Source organism: Salegentibacter salarius (assembly GCF_900168265.1).
In the GTDB taxonomy this organism is placed as follows: domain Bacteria; phylum Bacteroidota; class Bacteroidia; order Flavobacteriales; family Flavobacteriaceae; genus Salegentibacter; species Salegentibacter salarius.
Map to the genome: position 1 here is coordinate 1 of NZ_FVZF01000014.1, position 16437 is coordinate 16437.

The following is a 16437-nucleotide window of genomic DNA, read 5'->3' on the forward strand; positions in this document are numbered from 1 at the left end:
ACGCTACTTTTATGCGGATGAAAGATGATTATATGCAAAATGGGCAATTAAAACCCGGGTATAACCTTCAGGCCTCCACCAATAATCAGTTCATCACCAATTATACCTTAGCCCAAACCACCGCCGATACCACTACCTTAAAAGACCACTTGCAAGATCACATAAACTCCTACGATCAAACACCTCAAAGCCTTACCGCAGATGCCGGCTATGGCAGTGAAGAGAATTATACCGATTTAGAAGAAAAGCAAATTACTGCTTATGTGAAATACAACTACTTCCACAAAGAGCAACGCGATAAAAAGCACCGAGAAAACCTATTTCATCCAGACAATCTGTTCTATAATAAAGAAACCGATACGTATTATTGCCCGATGGGCCAGGCGATGAAGAAAGTAAAAAGTTATAAGAGTGAAACCACTACCGGTTTTAAGCAGCAGATCCATCGTTACCAGGCCGCCAACTGCAAGGGGTGCCCTTTGCGGGGCAGCTGCCATAAAGCTAAAGGGAACAGGACTATCGAACGTAATCACAACCTGATTCGCCACAAGGAAAAGGCCAGGAACCTACTACTAAGTGAAGCGGGAATAGCACATCGCAAAAGAAGGTGTTGGGATGTAGAAGCTGTGTTTGGAAACATCAAGCAAAACATGGGCTTTAAGCGGTTTATGTTGCGGGGAATGGATAAAGTAACTACTGAAATAGGATTAATAGCTATGGCGCACAACTTAAGAAAATTCAGTATAGCATAAGAGATGGGGGCTCATTGCCTTTTTTCATCAGAAAGAAAATTTACAAAAAGAAGAAGTGCTTCATCTCACAAAACTTTTATCAATAAAAAAAGGCCATCTAAATACTTTTTAGACAGCCTCTTTTTCATGGAATCCTTTAAACGTCATCCTGAATTTATTTCAGAGCTTGCCCCGATTTTTATATCGGGGATCTAAGTTGTAGCTAATCAAAACATGTTAGAAGCTGAAACAAGTTCAGCTTTACGGGTAGCTAGACTTTTATTATAGCTTCTTTTATATTGAAATATTCTGGTTGAAATTGCGTTGTGCCTATCTAATGCAAAACATCTAACTCCAGTTTTTCGGAAGAATTAGCCTGCACTTTTTTAAATTCAGCTTCATTACCTTCAATATTCTTATTCCAGAAAGGAATCATTTTTGAAAGTTTTTGTTGCCATTCATTAGATTTTACTTGTTCCGGAAAAGCAGTATTAATAACTTCCAGCATAATAGAAACCGCTACAGAAGCTCCCGGAGACGCACCAAGTAAAGCGGTAATAGAGCCATCTTTGCTATGTACTACATCGGTGCCAAATTCTAAAACGCCTCCTTGCTCTTCATCTTTCTTGATGATTTGAACTCTTTTACCGGCTACTTTCAACTCCCAATCTTCTGCCTTTGCGTCTTTTATAAATTTTCTAAGGTCGTCCATCCTGTCTGAATGATCCATGGTTACTTGTTTCATTAAATATTGGGTGAGTGGTAAGTTGTGCCAGAAAACACCCCACATAGAAGAAATATTATCTTTATTTATGCTTAAAGGAAGATCTAGTTTAGAACCTTCTTTTAGAAATTTAGTGGTAAATCCTGCAAATGGTCCAAAAAGCAACTCTTGTTTTCCATTTATATATCTTGTGTCTAAATGCGGTGTAGACATTGGTGGAGCGTCTGGTCCCGCTTTACTGTAAACTTTGCCTAAATGTTTTTCTATTACTTCCCGGTTTTTACATACTAACCACTGCCCATCTACCGGAAAGCCACCATAACCATCTTTTTCTTCAATCTCTACTTTTTGAAGTAAGGGGAGAGCGCCACCACCGGCACCAATAAACACGTGTTCTGCGTCATAATAAGTTACTTCTCCGGTGTCCAGATTTTGAGCTTCTACCGTCCACTCCAGGTTTTCATCTGGGTCTACATCTAAAACATGGGTATTTCTTAAAACGGGGACATCAAATTGTTCTTCTAAAATCTTGATATATTGTTGGGTGATCTCTTCAAAATTAACCTCAGTTCCAATTTCCATCCTCGTACCGGCCATTTTCTCGTTCTCTCGTCCTTCGACAATTAATGGGAACCATTCTTTTAATTTCTTCGGGTCTTCAGAAAACTTCATTTCTTCGAACATTGCTGTTTGAGTTAAAGCTTTAAAACGCTTTTTAAGAAATTCAATATTATCATTTCCCGTAACCCAGCTGTGGTGTGGTACCGAATGAATAAACTTTTTAGGATCTTTAACCAGGTTTTGTTCTACCAGGTAAGCCCAGAATTGTTTACTGGTTTCAAACTGGCTGAATATTTCAATGGCTTTGCTAATATCGATGCTGCCATCAGGTTTTTCTGGGGTGTAATTAAGTTCGCATAAAGCAGAATGGCCGGTTCCGGCGTTGTTCCACGCTCCAGAACTTTCTTTGGCTACCTCACCTAGCTTTTCAAATATGATTATTTTAAGCTTTGGATCAACTAATTTCAGCATTAAAGTGAGCGTTGCACTCATAATTCCACCGCCTACGCAAATAAGATCGTAGTTATTTTCTTCAAGTACTTTTTGATTCATGGTTTGGATTTTCTCAAATTTAGAAAAACAGAAAACCAATCTTAGCCAATAAAATATTAAAGCTCGAGAGTTAACAGAAACTCCGAAAGCATTAATTATTCTATGGTTGAGGTCTCGTATTGAAGTTTTTCCTCCTTGCTTTTAACTTTTTGAATACTTCTGTTTAATAATATGCTAATAACAAGGGCGATGATGATTAGCCCGGTAAAAACATAAAATACTGGGATATAACTTCCGGTTCTCGTGTAAATTTGTGAAACCAGGGTAGGGCCTATAAGTCCGCCCAAAGACCAGGTGGTTAAAAGATAACCGTGAATTGCTCCCAGTTCTTTAGTGCCGAAGAGATCTCCTATAAAGGCCGGAAGATTAGAGAATCCGCCACCGTAGCAACTTACCACTAAAAAGATGAAAATTTGAAAAATGAATGCGCTGGTAATGATGGGAAGTGTAATAAAGGCAACCAGTTGAATGATAAAGAAAATAATAAAAACTTTTGGGCGTGAAATATAATCTGAAGCTGCTGCCCAACCTAATCTTCCGCCGCCATTAAATATTCCCATAATTCCTACCATTGTGGCTGCCGCCCCGGCCGATAACCCAACGATGTTTTGTGCCATAGGAGATGCTACCGAAATCATCATAATCCCTGCGCTGGTATTTATAAGCATCATAGTCCATAACATCCAAAAATGTTTAGTCCTAACAGCTTCACCGGATGTTGCTTGGGATAAGTCTTTTTTTATTTTCCTGGTTCCGGCTTTGACAGCTGCCTTCATTCCTGCCGGCATCCAGTTTCTTGGGGGTGGTGCGATATAAGATGCACCAAGCATCATTAAAACAAAATAAGAGATCCCTAAAATATAGAAGGTGTAACTTATCCCTATAGATTCTATTAAACTTGCAGCTACCGGTGCTGTTATCAGTGCGCCGGTACCAAAACCAAGTACTGCCATTCCTGTTGCCAGTCCACGTTTATCGGGAAACCACTTCACTAATGTTGAAACGGGTGCTATATAACCAATTCCCAGCCCCAGGCCACTTAAAAGCCCGTAAGAGAGTAGAAATCCCGTTAAGGAATCCATAGAAATTGCGAAACCGGAGCCTGCCTGGCCCAGACCAAATAATACCGCGGCGAGCATAGCCGATTTTCTAGGACCACTTCTTTCTACAAATTTTCCGAATAATGCTGCGGAACCTCCACCAAGAACCATCATTATTGTAAACGCGGTGGTAACCGAAGCCATAGACCATCCTTTAGTTTCAACAAGAGGTTGCGTGTAAACGCTGTAAGCGTATGCCGCACCAATAGAAATATGAATAAAAACTGCGGAAGCGGCAATTAGCCATCGGTTTTTCGCGGTGGTGGTGTCCATTTATAGAGAATTTTTTAATGTTATAATGCTATTAAGCTGAATAAGATAACAAGTATAAGTTTTTATTGTGAAAATTAATATGAAATGACTGTATTCTTAGAAATGATATAATAAAAAAGCCCGCAATTTTTTAATTGCGAGCTTTTAGTTTCTTAAATAAAATGCTGAATTAACTTACGCTTTCTTCACTGCTGTCTGTTTCTTCAGTTTTAATATTTTCTATTTCTTTTTGTTCCTCTTTTCGCTCTTTCAGGAAATCTTTTAATTCTTTCCCGTACATAGATTTTTTCACCTTTGGTTCCAAAGAATTATAAATAGTATCCAGGTATTTAATATTAGCATCAAAAACTTCAGAAAGGGCTAAATAAGGAGCCACTTCCAGGTCTTTGTTGTTAATCGCGAAATTTACTGTGTAGAGGTATTTTCTTTTAAGCAAGCTTTCATATTGCTTATTTACTTCTATTAATTTTTCTTCATTTTCTTCTTTCTGTGCTTCAAAATTTTCCTTAATTAATTCCAGGTTTTTGTCATTGAAGCGTGTCATCATCTTGCGATATTCTTCCAGTTTTTCCTGGTTTTTTGCGCCGATTATCTCTGCATCGGTTACAAACTTTTCTAAAGTGGTATTAATGGTCACTTCTCCTTCTTCAGCAAAGAAATCTATGCGATCGTCATACTGAGAGTTGTCTACCTTTTTAAGATAAAGGTACATTACCTGCGGGCTTTCAATAAAAGTTTCCAGGCTTATATTAGCATTGCCGTTAACTTCTACCGAATCTACATCTACCATAAGCGTATCTTCTATCTTTTGAAGATAAACGGTTCCTTTTTTAAGGCCTTCAATATTAGCGTTTACGATAAGGTTGCTTTCTTTATTGTTACAAGAACTTAGGGCAATAATTGCCAGTAAAAGAATGCTAATTTTTTTCATTGTTTATAATTTTCTGTCGATGTAGGAATTTTCACAAGCTGATAAATATACTTCTGTGTATTCCCAATTTTTTGTATTCAGAATTTATCTGGTTTCAGGTTTCTGATTCAGGCGGCAAATATCTTATAATTTTCTTTTCTAAACTAACTCCCGGCCGCGATTTGCATTAAAATAGTAGTTAGAATTGCACCATAGGTACCTACTACGTATCCAAAAACCGCAAGTAACACTCCTACCGTGGCAAGGGATGGGTGGAATGCCGCCGCAACAACAGGTGCTGAAGCTGCACCTCCAACATTAGCCTGGCTGCCTACCGCAAGGAAAAAATAAGGTGCTTTAATAAGTTTGGCGGTACCAAATAGAAAAATCACGTGAATAGACATCCATATAAGTCCGATACCGATGAGGCCCGGATTGTCGAAAACCATTCCGAGATCCATTTTCATCCCAATGGTTGCAACAAGAATATAAATAAAAATACTTCCTAATTTACTGGCACCGGCGCCCTCGTACTTTTTAAATCTAGTGAAAGAAAGAGCTATACCAATGGCTGTTGCAATAGTGATCATCCAGAAAAAGGAAGAAGAAAAGGAGGAAAGCGCACTTTTGCTATCGTTGAAAATCTCAAAATTTGCTAATAAGTATGCCGAAATCTCATCGGCTCCCCAGTGTGCAAGTCCAACCGCAACAAAAGCAAGTCCCAACATCACCATATAATCTGGCAGGCTTGGATTTCGGGTTACGCTGTCAGCATAATTGGAAACTTTATTTTTAAGTTCAGTTATGGCCGAGTTATCTGCTTTTAGCCATTTATCAATTTTTTCGCTTTTTCCAATACCCATAAGTAAACCTGCCATAAGCAAGTTAGCTACTACGATATCTACCAGTACCATCCCACCGTACAGTTCTGGATTATACTCATATATTTCCAGCATTGCTGCCTGGTTAGCTCCACCGCCAATCCAGCTTCCTGCAATAGTAGAAAGGCCACGCCAAATGGCGTCTGGACCAACGCCGCCAACAGTTTCAGGAGAAATTGCTGAAACAATTAAAATGGCAAGCGGGCCACCAACGATAATTCCAACGGTACCTGCGAAAAACATAATAAGTGCTTTTGGCCCAAGGTTAAAAATGGCTTTTAAATCTATGCTAAGTGTCATTAAAACCAGGGAAGCAGGCAAAAGGTAGCGGCTGGCCACGAAATAGAGTTGAGAGGTGCTGTCGTCTATTAATCCGAGCGAATTAAAGATCGCCGGAATTAAATAGCACATTAGAAGTGCAGGAACAACTGCATAGAATTTCTTCCAGAAACCCTCTTTTTGGGAAGAAGTGACAAACACAAAACCCAGGGCGAGCATTAAAAGTCCGAATACTATCGCGTCATTGGTAAAAACAGGTGTATCTTGCATTAGAAAAGTTTTAAGCGGCGCCAAAATACAATTTTTCTTAAACTCTTCTTAAGGATTATCGCTAATCCTGTACATTGATTTTAAACAATTCTCTTAACCTATTTGCCACACCATCTTCCTTGCCACTTTGGGTAACAATATTGGCAACTTCCAGCACTTCTCTTCTGGCATTTCCAACTGCTACGCCCATACCTACGCCTTTTATCATTTCTACGTCGTTATAATTGTCACCAAAAGCAATAGTTTGTTCAGGGCTTAGATCAAAATGGTTTTTAAGCAGAAATTTAATTGCGGTAAGTTTTGAAATCTCTTTGTTAGCAATTTCCAGATAAGTGGGTTTAGAACGGTATAAATGCAATTGATCTTGGAAGTTTTGGGATAGAAAATCTTTAATTTCATCTATATGCGCTTCATCACCCATGGCCATAATTTTGTGCGCCCCTTTGTTATCTTTTTTCCAGGAAGAAAGCACATCGCTATTCGACTTAATGTCTGGTTTTACTTTAGTGTTGTTTTCTTCACGTGCAGCCCATTGATCATACTGCGGAACATACCATTCGTCACTATGGTAAAGGCTCAAATGGCAATTCATATTCTTATTGAAATCACAAAGATTTTCAAGCGTATTTATTGGAATTTCAGTAGAGCTCACCGCTTTTCCGTTTACTAAGATCAAGCCGCCATTGTAGCAAATTATGGGTTGTTCGTTTATATCCAGATCTTCCTGAAGGTGTCTCATTGCCGCCGGCATTCTTGCCGAAATGAGCACGAAGGGCAGCTTATCTTTTAAATTTTTTATCGTTGAAATTGTAGCAGGAGATAATGCCCTGTCGTGGTTTAATAAAGTCCCGTCAATATCTGAGAAAACTATTTTGTATTCCATTATTCTTCTTTTTTATTCTTTGGGTGGCGATTTGCTTCTTTAAGTGCTTTATTTAGCATCCACTCTATCTGCCCATTGGTGCTCCTGAATTCATCAGCAGCCCATTTTTCAATGGCTTTCAGCATCTTTTCGTCAACTCTAAGGGCGAATGCTTTTTTATTACTCATTTTATTTAATTTCCAGATTTTTAATAAAATCGGTTAAAACCGGAATTAATTCGGGATGCAAGGGTAATTCAGGGTTATTATAGGTCTGGTAGTTTTTAGTCAAATCATTAGAAACTATTTCACGAAAAACGTGGTTCATATTCTCCAATAATACTAATTCTGAATTAAGAGCCGCGTTATGCAGTATTTTGGCTTGTTCTTCTTTTACCTGTGCATCATTTGTTCCGTTTATCACCAAAACGGAAATTTTGAGTTTGGCAATTTCTTCTGAAGGATCATATTTCATCCAGGAAGATAAAAAAGCTTGATTTTTAGGATGAAAAACCATTTCCAAAATATTCGGATACTCTGAAGTATTACCGTTTATCTTAATTTCCTGTAGGTTTTTAGTGATCTCATTTTCTAGCTGAGGTAATTGTGCCGAAAGTTGTTCTACTAAAATATTGTCTATACTTTCTCCTGGGCCCGCGAGCGAGATAAAAGCATCTGCATTATCTTTTGCAGCAATCATTCCTATTAACGAACCCTGACTATGTCCTGCAATAACATATTTGCTGAAGTTTTCTTTTTTAAAGTAGCTAAGAATATTTTTTACATCGGTTATAAAGTCATCGAATGAAATTGCTTCCAGGTTTAATTCCTGTGCTTTAATACTCCTTTTATCGAATCTGAAACTTGCTATTTTATTTTCAGCTAATTGATGAGCAATTTTTTTTGAAAAATCACTCTGCATACCACTTTGGTTGCCATCACGATTGGTTAAGCCCGAGCCCTGAATAAAAATCACCAAAGGAGGATTTTCATTATTAGAAGGCAGCGTGAGAGTTCCATCGGTAAGTTTATCTATAGAAATCTCTTCTTCAGAAAATGTTGTTTCCTGGGCGAAGGAGAAACAACTTCCGAAGAAAATTAAGATTAAACTAAATTTTAAATTTCTCATCTCTGTTTTTTTAATGATTTAAAGTACCGGCGTTAACTACCGGTGTAGCATCTTTGTCACTGCAAAGCACAACCATTAAATTGCTAACCATTGCTGCGCGTCTTTCGGCATCAAGGTCTACTAATTCTTTTTCGTTTAGCTGATGTAAGGCCATTTCTACCATACTCACTGCACCTTCCACAATTTTATGTCGGGCAGCAACAATGGCTGTTGCTTGCTGGCGTTTTAACATAGCGCTGGCAATTTCGTTAGCATAAGCCAGGTAACCAATTCTAGCTTCAAGCACTTCAATTCCGGCAATATTTAAGCGTTCTTCCAATTCTTTTTCGAGAGCATCGCTAACTTCATTTACACTGGAACGCAGGGTAATATCTTCATCTAAACCTTCGTCGGCAAAATTATCATAAGGATAGAGACTGGCAAGTTTTCTAACCGCAGCATCTGTTTGTACCACTACAAAATTTTCGAAATTATCAACATCAAAAGAGGCTTTATAGGTATCACGCACGCGCCAAACCAGGATAGTGCTTATCATTACCGGATTTCCTAATTTATCGTTCACTTTTAGGCGTTCGCTGTCAAAGTTTCTGGCACGTAAAGAAATTTTCTTTTTGGTATAAAATGGGTTAACCCAAAAAAGTCCGTTCTTTTTTACAGTACCCTTATAATCGCCAAAAAGTAAAAGTACCCTGGAGCCGTTTGGGTTAACCAGAATAAGTCCGGGAAGGATAAATAATGCGATAATTATTCCAAGAATAAACCAGGGATTACTAAGTACAATAAAACCTATAATACTTCCGAAGAATAAAAATAGAAAAACAAACAACATAATATAGCCGTTTGCTGCTGTGAGATCTTTTTCCTGAGTCATGATGTTCTAAAATTGGTTGATATTAAATTGATATCATAAATATATTATATTAGTTTGAACCGGGAAAAGATTTAACATATAAAAAATATGGGCTTCATTATATTTGCAAAAACTATAATGGAGATAGGCTTTTATCTGCGTTAATCTTTAAAAAATCTATAGATGAAAAAATTACTGATGTTAGCTTTTGTATTATTAATGGGAAACACTGGTTTTGCCAATGATAATGACTGGGGGAAAACGGGACACCGTGCCACCGGAGAAATAGCCGAAAACTATTTAAACAAGAAAGCTAAAAAAGCAATAGATAAAATTTTAAACGGCCAGGGCTTAGCCTTTGTAGCAAATTATGCCGATGATATTAAAAGTGACCCAGATTTCAGAAAATATGGTCCCTGGCATTACGTGAATCTAGCACCTGATGAGGAAAAATATAATGAAGAAACCGCAAATCCTAAGGGAGATTTATACCAGGCAATTTTAAAATGTAAAGAGGTTTTAAAAGATGAAAATGCCTCTAAAGAAGAAAAGCAATTCTACCTTAAAATGTTGGTTCATTTTGTAGGTGATCTTCACCAGCCTTTTCACGTAGGAAGAGGAGCAGATAAGGGTGGAAATGATATACAGGTACGTTGGTATAATGAGGGTTCTAATATTCACCGGGTTTGGGATAGCCAAATGATAGACTCTTACCAAATGAGTTATACTGAACTTGCTGAAAATAGCCGCACATTAAGTAGAGCGCAAATAGAAGCTATTGAAAAAGGTGAGGTTATAGACTGGGTTTACGAGTCTCGAGAAATGGCAGATGAACTTTATGATTCAGTTGAATTAGGAGAGAAGCTGGGTTACGAATATATGTATGAACATTTACCAACTGTGCTGAAGCAATTACAAAAAGGCGGAATACGCTTAGCGAAAATATTAAATGAGATTTACGGGTAATTTTAAGCCTGAAATTTTAGAAAAGCCATTGTGGAGAACCATTCGCAATGGCTTTTTTAATTTATTTTTCTAAAAGTAAGATTGATCCTGGGTGCAACTTCTTTTTTGGTTTTGGGGAGTTGGTGTTTCCAAAAATGTTGCATACTTCCTTTCATAATTAGCAGGCTGCCGTGCTGTAGTTCAATACTTTCCTTTAAATCTTTATTGGTTTTGTGTTTAAATTGAAACCTTCTAATACCGCCCAAACTAATTGAAGCAATCACGGGATTTTTACCTAGCACCTTTTCATCATCGGCGTGCCAGCCCATACTGTCATTTCCATGCCGATAAAGATTGGCAAGGCAGGTGTTAAAATCAAAGCCTGAAAGTTCTTCGGTAGCTTGTTTTAATTTCCACAATTCAGTTGAAAAACTATTTGGTTTAAGCTGTAATCCTGAGTAAGTATAGGAAATTCCCTGTTCGGCATAAAATGCTGTTAGGCGTGGCTGCGGAATCTCTTTTCCGAAGAGCTTAATATTTTGCTGTTGCCAGGGGACTTCTTTTAGCAATTTATCCAACAATAGATCAGCTTTCTCTGTGTTTAGAAAATTGGGGAAATACTCCAGCTCTGCATCAGGTAAATTAAAAATTTCTGATTTCATCTTTTAAAATTGTAAATAGAACCAGGCCCAATACATAAGAAAAAATTGCAGTGGGATCCTTAGTAATAAAGCCCATTTGGGAATGCCTGCACCGGCTTTTTTTGAGGAAAGCATATAGAAATGTACCAGGAGAAAAACCAGTAACATTAAAATAATTCCGTAGATCGCAAGATCCTTTGTTTCAGGAAAAAATAGCATAAAGCCAAGAAATATCTCGGCCACGCCGCTGAGTAAAACCAAAGCTTTATGCGCCGGCAAATAGCGCGGCATAATGCGCATATACATTTTAGGTTTTATAAAGTGAATTGTTCCGGCTACGATATACATCGCGCCCATGAGATAAAGGTGCCAGGGGTATTGCATATTTTAAAGATAAAAATATATTTTCAGGATCGATTGTTTTTTTTAATAATATTATCTGTAAAAGACTGAAAATCTTGTGTATTTGGCAAAAATAAAGTAATTTTCGAGACCCTTTCTACAACTTAACTTATTGGAATATTGAAACATAATTACCTTCTACTTACTTTTTGTTTAATGGGTTTAAATTTGCTTTCTGCGCAAAGTATTGAACCTGTTTCTAAAGATAGTCTTGAGCATTTAACCGAGATTACTACAGAATATTTAACCAAATACAATTATAAGGATGGTATAGAGCATGCCTATATTCTGCTTGAACACGCCGAAAATTTGGGAGATGATTATTATAAATTCCATGCTCATAATTACCTGGGTATTGCATACCATGAATTAAAGGATAACCCGCGCGCAAAATCTAATTATTTAAAAGCGCTTGAGATTGTCCATGGGCTGGAAAACGATACTCTATTAATTTATATCTATAATAATTTAGGCAATATATATTCTGAAGAAAAGGGTAATGAGGAAAAGGGTATTGCATATTATAATAAGGTAATTGGTCTGGCCGATAGTTTAAAAGTTCCAAAAGAAAAATTAACCCCCACCGTTAACATTGCCTGGACCTATATGGATGAGAAAAAATATTCGCAGGCGTACCCTTATCTTAATGAATCTCTCAAGCTTTTAGAGGGGGAGCAAAATAATAATGCGCGTTCTCAACTTTATATGTTATTGGGAAAATATCACCATAAAACTAATGAACTTGATTCTGCTGAATACTATTTTACCCAGGGTTTAAAACTGGCAGAAAAAGATTCTTTGATATTGCCGGCCTCTTTAATTTGTAAAGATTACGCCGCTATGTTGTTTGAAAAAGGGGAGTTCGAAGCGGCTTACAAAAGCCTGGAAAAATATGATAGTTATAATGCTCAACTTTTTGAAAAAGATAAATTAGCACAAATTGAAGCTGCCAATGCCCTGTTTGATGTAAATGAATATCGCCGTAACCTGGAAATATCTAAGAAAGAGCAGGCTTATCAGGATGAATTAATAGCAAAATCTACCGAAAAAATTCTCATTATGGTAGTTGCTTCTCTTATTCTAATTATCATTCTTTTGATCCTGAATAAAATTAACCAGGATAGAAAAAAGCTTATTCACCAGCTAAAGGAAAAGAACAATCAACTAAGGGATTCCCGGGATAATGCAGAACGTCTTTCTAAATTGAAAACAGAATTCCTTTCTACTGTAAGTCATGAGTTGCGAACGCCACTATATGGTGTGGTGGGACTGGCGTCTTTATTATTAGATGATAAAAGTCTTAAAAAACATGAAAGTGATCTAAAATCACTAAAATTTTCAGCCGATTATCTTTTGGCGCTTATCAATGATGTGCTACAAATGAATAAAATGGAGTCTAACCAGGTGAAACTGGAGAATATTCCGTTTAATATTAAGGAGTTGGTGCTAAGTATTGTAAATACCTTCGAGTTTACCCGTCTTCAGAATAAAAATAAGGTACATTATCATATAGACGAAGATATACCGGTAGATCTAATCGGTGATCCTGTGCGTTTGTCTCAAATACTCATGAACCTTGTGGGGAATGCGGTAAAATTTACAGAGAATGGTAATGTTTTTATTAGTGTAAAATTACAGGCACGGGTAGAAGACCGGTCTGTAGTTTATTTTGAAGTAAAAGATGATGGTATTGGGATTCCAAAAAGTAAGCAGAAATTAATTTTTGAAGAATTTTCGCAACTTAAATCTTCTAATTATAATTACCAGGGCACCGGACTTGGGTTGCCTATTGTGAAACGTTTGCTGGAATTGTTTGATTCCCAAATTCATTTAAAAAGTAAGGAAGGCGAGGGCTCATTGTTTTGTTTTAGTCTTAGTCTTAAAGAAGATCAGTCTCCTACCAAGAAAGCCGGATTTGCGCACGAGGTTTATTTAGATAATTTAAAGGAAGCACAGAAAATTCTTGTGGTAGATGACAATAGAATTAACCAGGTGGTTACCCGCAGAATTCTGGAAAAACAGAATTTTGAATGCATAGTGGCTTCCAATGGAGTAGAAGCTATAGAAAAAGCATCTTCTGAAAATTTTGACCTTATTCTAATGGATTTGAATATGCCGGGAATTAATGGAATGGAAACTACTAAACGTATTAGGCAGTTCAATAAACACGTGCCTGTAGTGGCATTAACCGCCGTAGAAATAGAAGAGGTTAGAAACGAAATTCACGCTTCTGGGATGAATGATATTATTGTTAAGCCTTACGATGTAGAAAGATTTTATCAAATTATTAAGCGGAATTTAAGTGCAGGTGTAGAATCTGTCCCTAAGAATTAAGCTTTTTTATTTACAACACATCTTCTCAAATTTCTAGTTTATATAAAATAAAAAGGCCTGGAAAGCTGTTTTTTTCGTCATCCTGAACTTGTTTCAGGATCTAAGATGTTAGAAGCTGAAACATCCCGAAGTTTCGGGACAGCTTGACGATTACAAGACTTTCCAGGCCTTTTCTAGAATTTCCTCCTAAGAAGAAATTACTTTACCATGTCGAAACTACGTTTCACGAAATTAGTAAGCTCTTCTCCTTTAAGCAGGTTTTGAGATAATCTCGCAAGGTCTAGAGAATGCTTAATTAAGCGTTCTTGTTTCTTCTCAGTTTTAGTATTTAGAATCTCAGAAATTAATGGATGATTGGTATTTACCACCAGGTTATACATTTCTGGCATATTACCCATTCCAAACATTCCGCCGCCACCGGTTTGCTGCATTTCCTTCATGCGGCGCATAAACTCTGGTTGCGTGATTAGCAATGGCGCTGCATCGCTATCCATCGCTTCCATTTGTACGGTATATTTTTCCTTCGGAATTACTTTTTCAAAGTCTCCTTTTAGTTTCTCTTTTTCTTCTTCAGAAAGTTTTGAAATCTTCTCTTCGTCTTTTTTGATGAGGTTATCTACCTGATCTGAATCTACACGAACAAAAGAAATCTTCTCTTTATCACCTTCCATTTTTTGAAGTAGGTGAGAGATAATTGGAGAATCTAATAATAATACCTTATAACCTTTTGCTTTAGCCGCATCAATATAACTATGTTGCTCATCCTGGTTAGAAGCATAAAGCACTACAAGATTGCCATCCTTATCGGTCTGGTTATCTTTTAATTTCTCCTGAAGTTCATCAAAAGTATAATACTCGTTATCTACCGTTGGGTAAAGTGCAAACTTCTGCGCTTTTTCGTAGAATTTATCTTCAGAAAGCATTCCGTATTCAATAACGATCTTAATATCATTCCATTTTTTCTCAAAATCTTCACGATTGTTATTAAAAAGAGATTTCAGCTTATCTGCTACTTTACGAGTAATATAGCTGGAGATCTTTTTAACGGCACCATCTGCCTGAAGATAAGAACGGGAAACGTTCAACGGAATATCTGGAGAATCTATAACCCCGCGAAGCATGGTTAAGAATTCTGGAACAATTCCTTCAACATTATCGGTTACAAAAACCTGATTTTGATAAAGCTGAATTTTATCCTTCTGAATATTCATATCCTGCGTCATCTTAGGGAAATAAAGAATTCCGGTAAGATTAAACGGATAGTCTACATTAAGGTGAATATGAAATAATGGATCCTCAAATTGCATTGGATACAATTCGCGGTAAAAATCTTTATAATCCTGGTCTTCTAAATCTGTTGGCTGTTTGGTCCACGCCGGTTCAGGATTATTGATAATATTATCTACCGTTTTGGTTTCTGCTTCTGCATCTTCAGGAGCGTCTTCCGGAAGCGGTAAAGTTTCTTCCTTGGTACCAAACTTAATTGGGATAGGCATAAACTTGTTATACTTCACCAATAATTCCTGGATCCTGTTTTCTTCTAAAAACTCTTCGTCTTCTTCGTTTATATGAAGAATGATCTCGGTTCCTCGCTCTTTTTTATCGGCGTCTTCCAGAGTGAAATCAGTAGTACCTTCACAAACCCAATGTGCAGCCTGGTCATCTTTGTAAGACTTGGTAAGGATCTCTACTTTGTTGGCCACCATAAAGGCAGAATAGAATCCAAGACCAAAATGCCCAATAATTCCGCTGTCTTTAGCAGAGTCTTTATACTTTTCAAGGAATTCTTCAGCGCCAGAAAAAGCTACTTCGTTAATATACTTTTCAACTTCTTCCTTCGTCATTCCAACTCCCTGGTCTATAACGTGAAGTTTTTTACCCTCTTTGTCAATCTTTACCTCAATTACCGGATTACCATATTTTACATCGGTTTCGCCAATATCGGTAAGGTGTTTTAATTTTAAGGTTGCATCTGTCGCATTGGAGATTAACTCCCTTAGAAAGATTTCGTGGTCACTGTAAAGGAACTTCTTTATCAGTGGGAAAATGTTCTCTACAGAAACATTAATTTTTCCGGTTGCCATATATGTTTGTTTTAATAATATTTTACGTTGCTTTTTTATAGTCAAAAAAAATACCATTAAAACTCCGCTGACAAACTGACATAAGCTGTAATGTAAAATGCAGCATAGCGTCTAACTTTCTGAAACACAATTTAACCACTGAATATTTTTAACAAACATTTTGTTTAATATTATGAATTAAAACTTAAACAAAAGTGTATCTTTGAAAAAGAAATAACAATTATGGCTACAACTAAAAAAAATACAACCAAGAAAGTTTTAGATAAAGACAAGCTTATTTCAATGTATATGGATTATGTATTGGAAGAAGAGAAACGTCCTAAAACAGTTTATAAATTTTGTAAGGAAAATAAGATCAAGGAAGAGGAATTCTACAACTTCTACGGAAGTTTTGAAGGATTGCAAAAAGGAATTTGGGAAAGATTTTACGAGCATACTATTACCGTGCTTCACAAAAGTCCCGAATTTGAGACTTTCACCAACCGTGAAAAGATGCTCACTTTCTACTATACTTTCTTTGAAATGCTAACTGCAAATAGAAGTTATGTGCTATTCTCACTAAAGGAACACGAAAGTCAACTTAAAAATCTTCAGCAATTAAAAGGATTAAGAAAAAGAGTAAAATCTTTTGCTAGAGATCTAATCCAGGATGGTAATGCAGATAAGGGAGTTCAGGCTTTACAGCAATCAGAAAAAATATTTTCTGAAGCAGCCTGGGTGCAACTAATGTTCCTGATGAAATTTTGGATGGATGACAATTCTGCTCAATTTGAGAGCACCGATGTTGCGATAGAGAAATCAGTAAACACTGTTTTTGATGTGTTCGATAATACCCCTCTAGAAAGGGTTATAGATTTAGGAAAATTCCTATGGAAAGAAAAAATGGCTTAATAAAGTCTACCTCAAAATA

The 16437-nt window shown here is 36.9% G+C and carries 15 protein-coding genes; 4 read left to right on the plus strand and 11 right to left on the minus strand.

What is annotated here, in order from left to right; translation table 11 throughout:
• On the plus strand, window positions 1-752 hold a 752-nt coding region (locus B5440_RS09020), incomplete at its 5' end, for a transposase (RefSeq protein ID WP_143533299.1).
• Window positions 753-1065: 313 nt separating this feature from the next.
• On the opposite strand, the gene mqo is transcribed toward B5440_RS09020, so the two are convergent.
• The 8 genes from mqo to B5440_RS09060 all read right to left on the minus strand — a co-directional run bounded on the left by mqo (window position 1066) and on the right by B5440_RS09060 (window position 9142).
• On the minus strand, window positions 1066-2577 hold the full coding sequence (gene mqo, locus B5440_RS09025; RefSeq protein WP_394330408.1) for a malate dehydrogenase (quinone): 1512 nt from the start codon (window positions 2575-2577) through the stop codon (window positions 1066-1068).
• 86 nt (window positions 2578-2663) lie between these two features.
• The gene (locus B5440_RS09030; RefSeq protein ID WP_070053307.1) at window positions 2664-3941 is read right to left on the minus strand and encodes an L-lactate MFS transporter; all 1278 of its coding nucleotides are present in this window, start codon (window positions 3939-3941) and stop codon (window positions 2664-2666) included.
• Between the two features lie 169 nt (window positions 3942-4110).
• Window positions 4111-4872, minus strand: a complete 762-nt coding sequence (locus tag B5440_RS09035; protein WP_070053308.1) for a DUF4369 domain-containing protein — start codon at window positions 4870-4872, stop codon at window positions 4111-4113.
• A 143-nt stretch (window positions 4873-5015) separates the two neighbouring features.
• Window positions 5016-6281 carry a DUF819 family protein gene (locus B5440_RS09040; RefSeq protein ID WP_070053309.1) on the minus strand — a complete coding sequence of 422 codons (1266 nt, stop codon included), beginning with the start codon at window positions 6279-6281 and terminating at the stop codon, window positions 5016-5018.
• Window positions 6282-6342: 61 nt separating this feature from the next.
• Window positions 6343-7164 carry an HAD family hydrolase gene (locus tag B5440_RS09045; RefSeq protein ID WP_070053310.1) on the minus strand — a complete coding sequence of 274 codons (822 nt, stop codon included), beginning with the start codon at window positions 7162-7164 and terminating at the stop codon, window positions 6343-6345.
• Window positions 7164-7331: a type II toxin-antitoxin system antitoxin gene (locus B5440_RS09050; RefSeq protein ID WP_070053311.1), complete on the minus strand. Its 168-nt coding sequence runs from the start codon at window positions 7329-7331 to the stop codon at window positions 7164-7166. Before B5440_RS09050 ends, B5440_RS09045 begins: the two co-directional genes overlap by 1 nt.
• 1 nt (window position 7332) lies before the next feature.
• On the minus strand, window positions 7333-8271 hold the full coding sequence (locus B5440_RS09055; protein ID WP_070053312.1) for an alpha/beta hydrolase family protein: 939 nt from the start codon (window positions 8269-8271) through the stop codon (window positions 7333-7335).
• A 10-nt stretch (window positions 8272-8281) separates the two neighbouring features.
• Entirely contained in the window at window positions 8282-9142 is an 861-nt protein-coding gene (locus tag B5440_RS09060; RefSeq protein ID WP_070053313.1) for an SPFH domain-containing protein, read from the minus strand.
• 162 nt (window positions 9143-9304) lie between these two features.
• Between B5440_RS09060 and B5440_RS09065 the strand changes: the two genes are divergently transcribed.
• Window positions 9305-10087 carry a S1/P1 nuclease gene (locus B5440_RS09065; RefSeq protein WP_070053314.1) on the plus strand — a complete coding sequence of 261 codons (783 nt, stop codon included), beginning with the start codon at window positions 9305-9307 and terminating at the stop codon, window positions 10085-10087.
• Window positions 10088-10143: 56 nt separating this feature from the next.
• Here the strand turns inward: B5440_RS09065 and B5440_RS09070 are convergent, their stop codons facing one another.
• The gene (locus B5440_RS09070; RefSeq protein ID WP_070053315.1) at window positions 10144-10728 is read right to left on the minus strand and encodes an alpha-ketoglutarate-dependent dioxygenase AlkB family protein; all 585 of its coding nucleotides are present in this window, start codon (window positions 10726-10728) and stop codon (window positions 10144-10146) included.
• A 3-nt stretch (window positions 10729-10731) separates the two neighbouring features.
• Window positions 10732-11091 carry a DoxX family protein gene (locus tag B5440_RS09075; protein ID WP_070053316.1) on the minus strand — a complete coding sequence of 120 codons (360 nt, stop codon included), beginning with the start codon at window positions 11089-11091 and terminating at the stop codon, window positions 10732-10734.
• 138 nt (window positions 11092-11229) lie between these two features.
• Between B5440_RS09075 and B5440_RS09080 the strand changes: the two genes are divergently transcribed.
• Window positions 11230-13443, plus strand: a complete 2214-nt coding sequence (locus B5440_RS09080; protein ID WP_232755978.1) for a tetratricopeptide repeat-containing hybrid sensor histidine kinase/response regulator — start codon at window positions 11230-11232, stop codon at window positions 13441-13443.
• Between the two features lie 197 nt (window positions 13444-13640).
• Here the strand turns inward: B5440_RS09080 and htpG are convergent, their stop codons facing one another.
• Window positions 13641-15527: a molecular chaperone HtpG gene (gene htpG, locus B5440_RS09085; RefSeq protein ID WP_070053369.1), complete on the minus strand. Its 1887-nt coding sequence runs from the start codon at window positions 15525-15527 to the stop codon at window positions 13641-13643.
• A 222-nt stretch (window positions 15528-15749) separates the two neighbouring features.
• Between htpG and B5440_RS09090 the strand changes: the two genes are divergently transcribed.
• The gene (locus tag B5440_RS09090) at window positions 15750-16418 is read left to right on the plus strand and encodes a TetR family transcriptional regulator C-terminal domain-containing protein (protein ID WP_070053318.1); all 669 of its coding nucleotides are present in this window, start codon (window positions 15750-15752) and stop codon (window positions 16416-16418) included.
• Window positions 16419-16437 lie beyond the last annotated feature (19 nt).

Bases quoted from the DNA above. Each gene is read 5' to 3' on its own strand.
- B5440_RS09030 (WP_070053307.1), bottom strand. From the start codon at position 3,941: ATGGACACCACCACCGCGAAAAACCGATGGCTAATTGCCGCTTCCGCA.
- B5440_RS09035 (WP_070053308.1), bottom strand. From the start codon at position 4,872: ATGAAAAAAATTAGCATTCTTTTACTGGCAATTATTGCCCTAAGTTCT.
- B5440_RS09040 (WP_070053309.1), bottom strand. From the start codon at position 6,281: ATGCAAGATACACCTGTTTTTACCAATGACGCGATAGTATTCGGACTT.
- B5440_RS09045 (WP_070053310.1), bottom strand. From the start codon at position 7,164: ATGGAATACAAAATAGTTTTCTCAGATATTGACGGGACTTTATTAAAC.
- B5440_RS09050 (WP_070053311.1), bottom strand. From the start codon at position 7,331: ATGAGTAATAAAAAAGCATTCGCCCTTAGAGTTGACGAAAAGATGCTG.
- B5440_RS09055 (WP_070053312.1), bottom strand. From the start codon at position 8,271: ATGAGAAATTTAAAATTTAGTTTAATCTTAATTTTCTTCGGAAGTTGT.
- B5440_RS09060 (WP_070053313.1), bottom strand. From the start codon at position 9,142: ATGACTCAGGAAAAAGATCTCACAGCAGCAAACGGCTATATTATGTTG.
- B5440_RS09065 (WP_070053314.1), top strand. From the start codon at position 9,305: ATGAAAAAATTACTGATGTTAGCTTTTGTATTATTAATGGGAAACACT.
- B5440_RS09070 (WP_070053315.1), bottom strand. From the start codon at position 10,728: ATGAAATCAGAAATTTTTAATTTACCTGATGCAGAGCTGGAGTATTTC.
- B5440_RS09075 (WP_070053316.1), bottom strand. From the start codon at position 11,091: ATGCAATACCCCTGGCACCTTTATCTCATGGGCGCGATGTATATCGTA.
- htpG (WP_070053369.1), bottom strand. From the start codon at position 15,527: ATGGCAACCGGAAAAATTAATGTTTCTGTAGAGAACATTTTCCCACTG.
- B5440_RS09090 (WP_070053318.1), top strand. From the start codon at position 15,750: ATGGCTACAACTAAAAAAAATACAACCAAGAAAGTTTTAGATAAAGAC.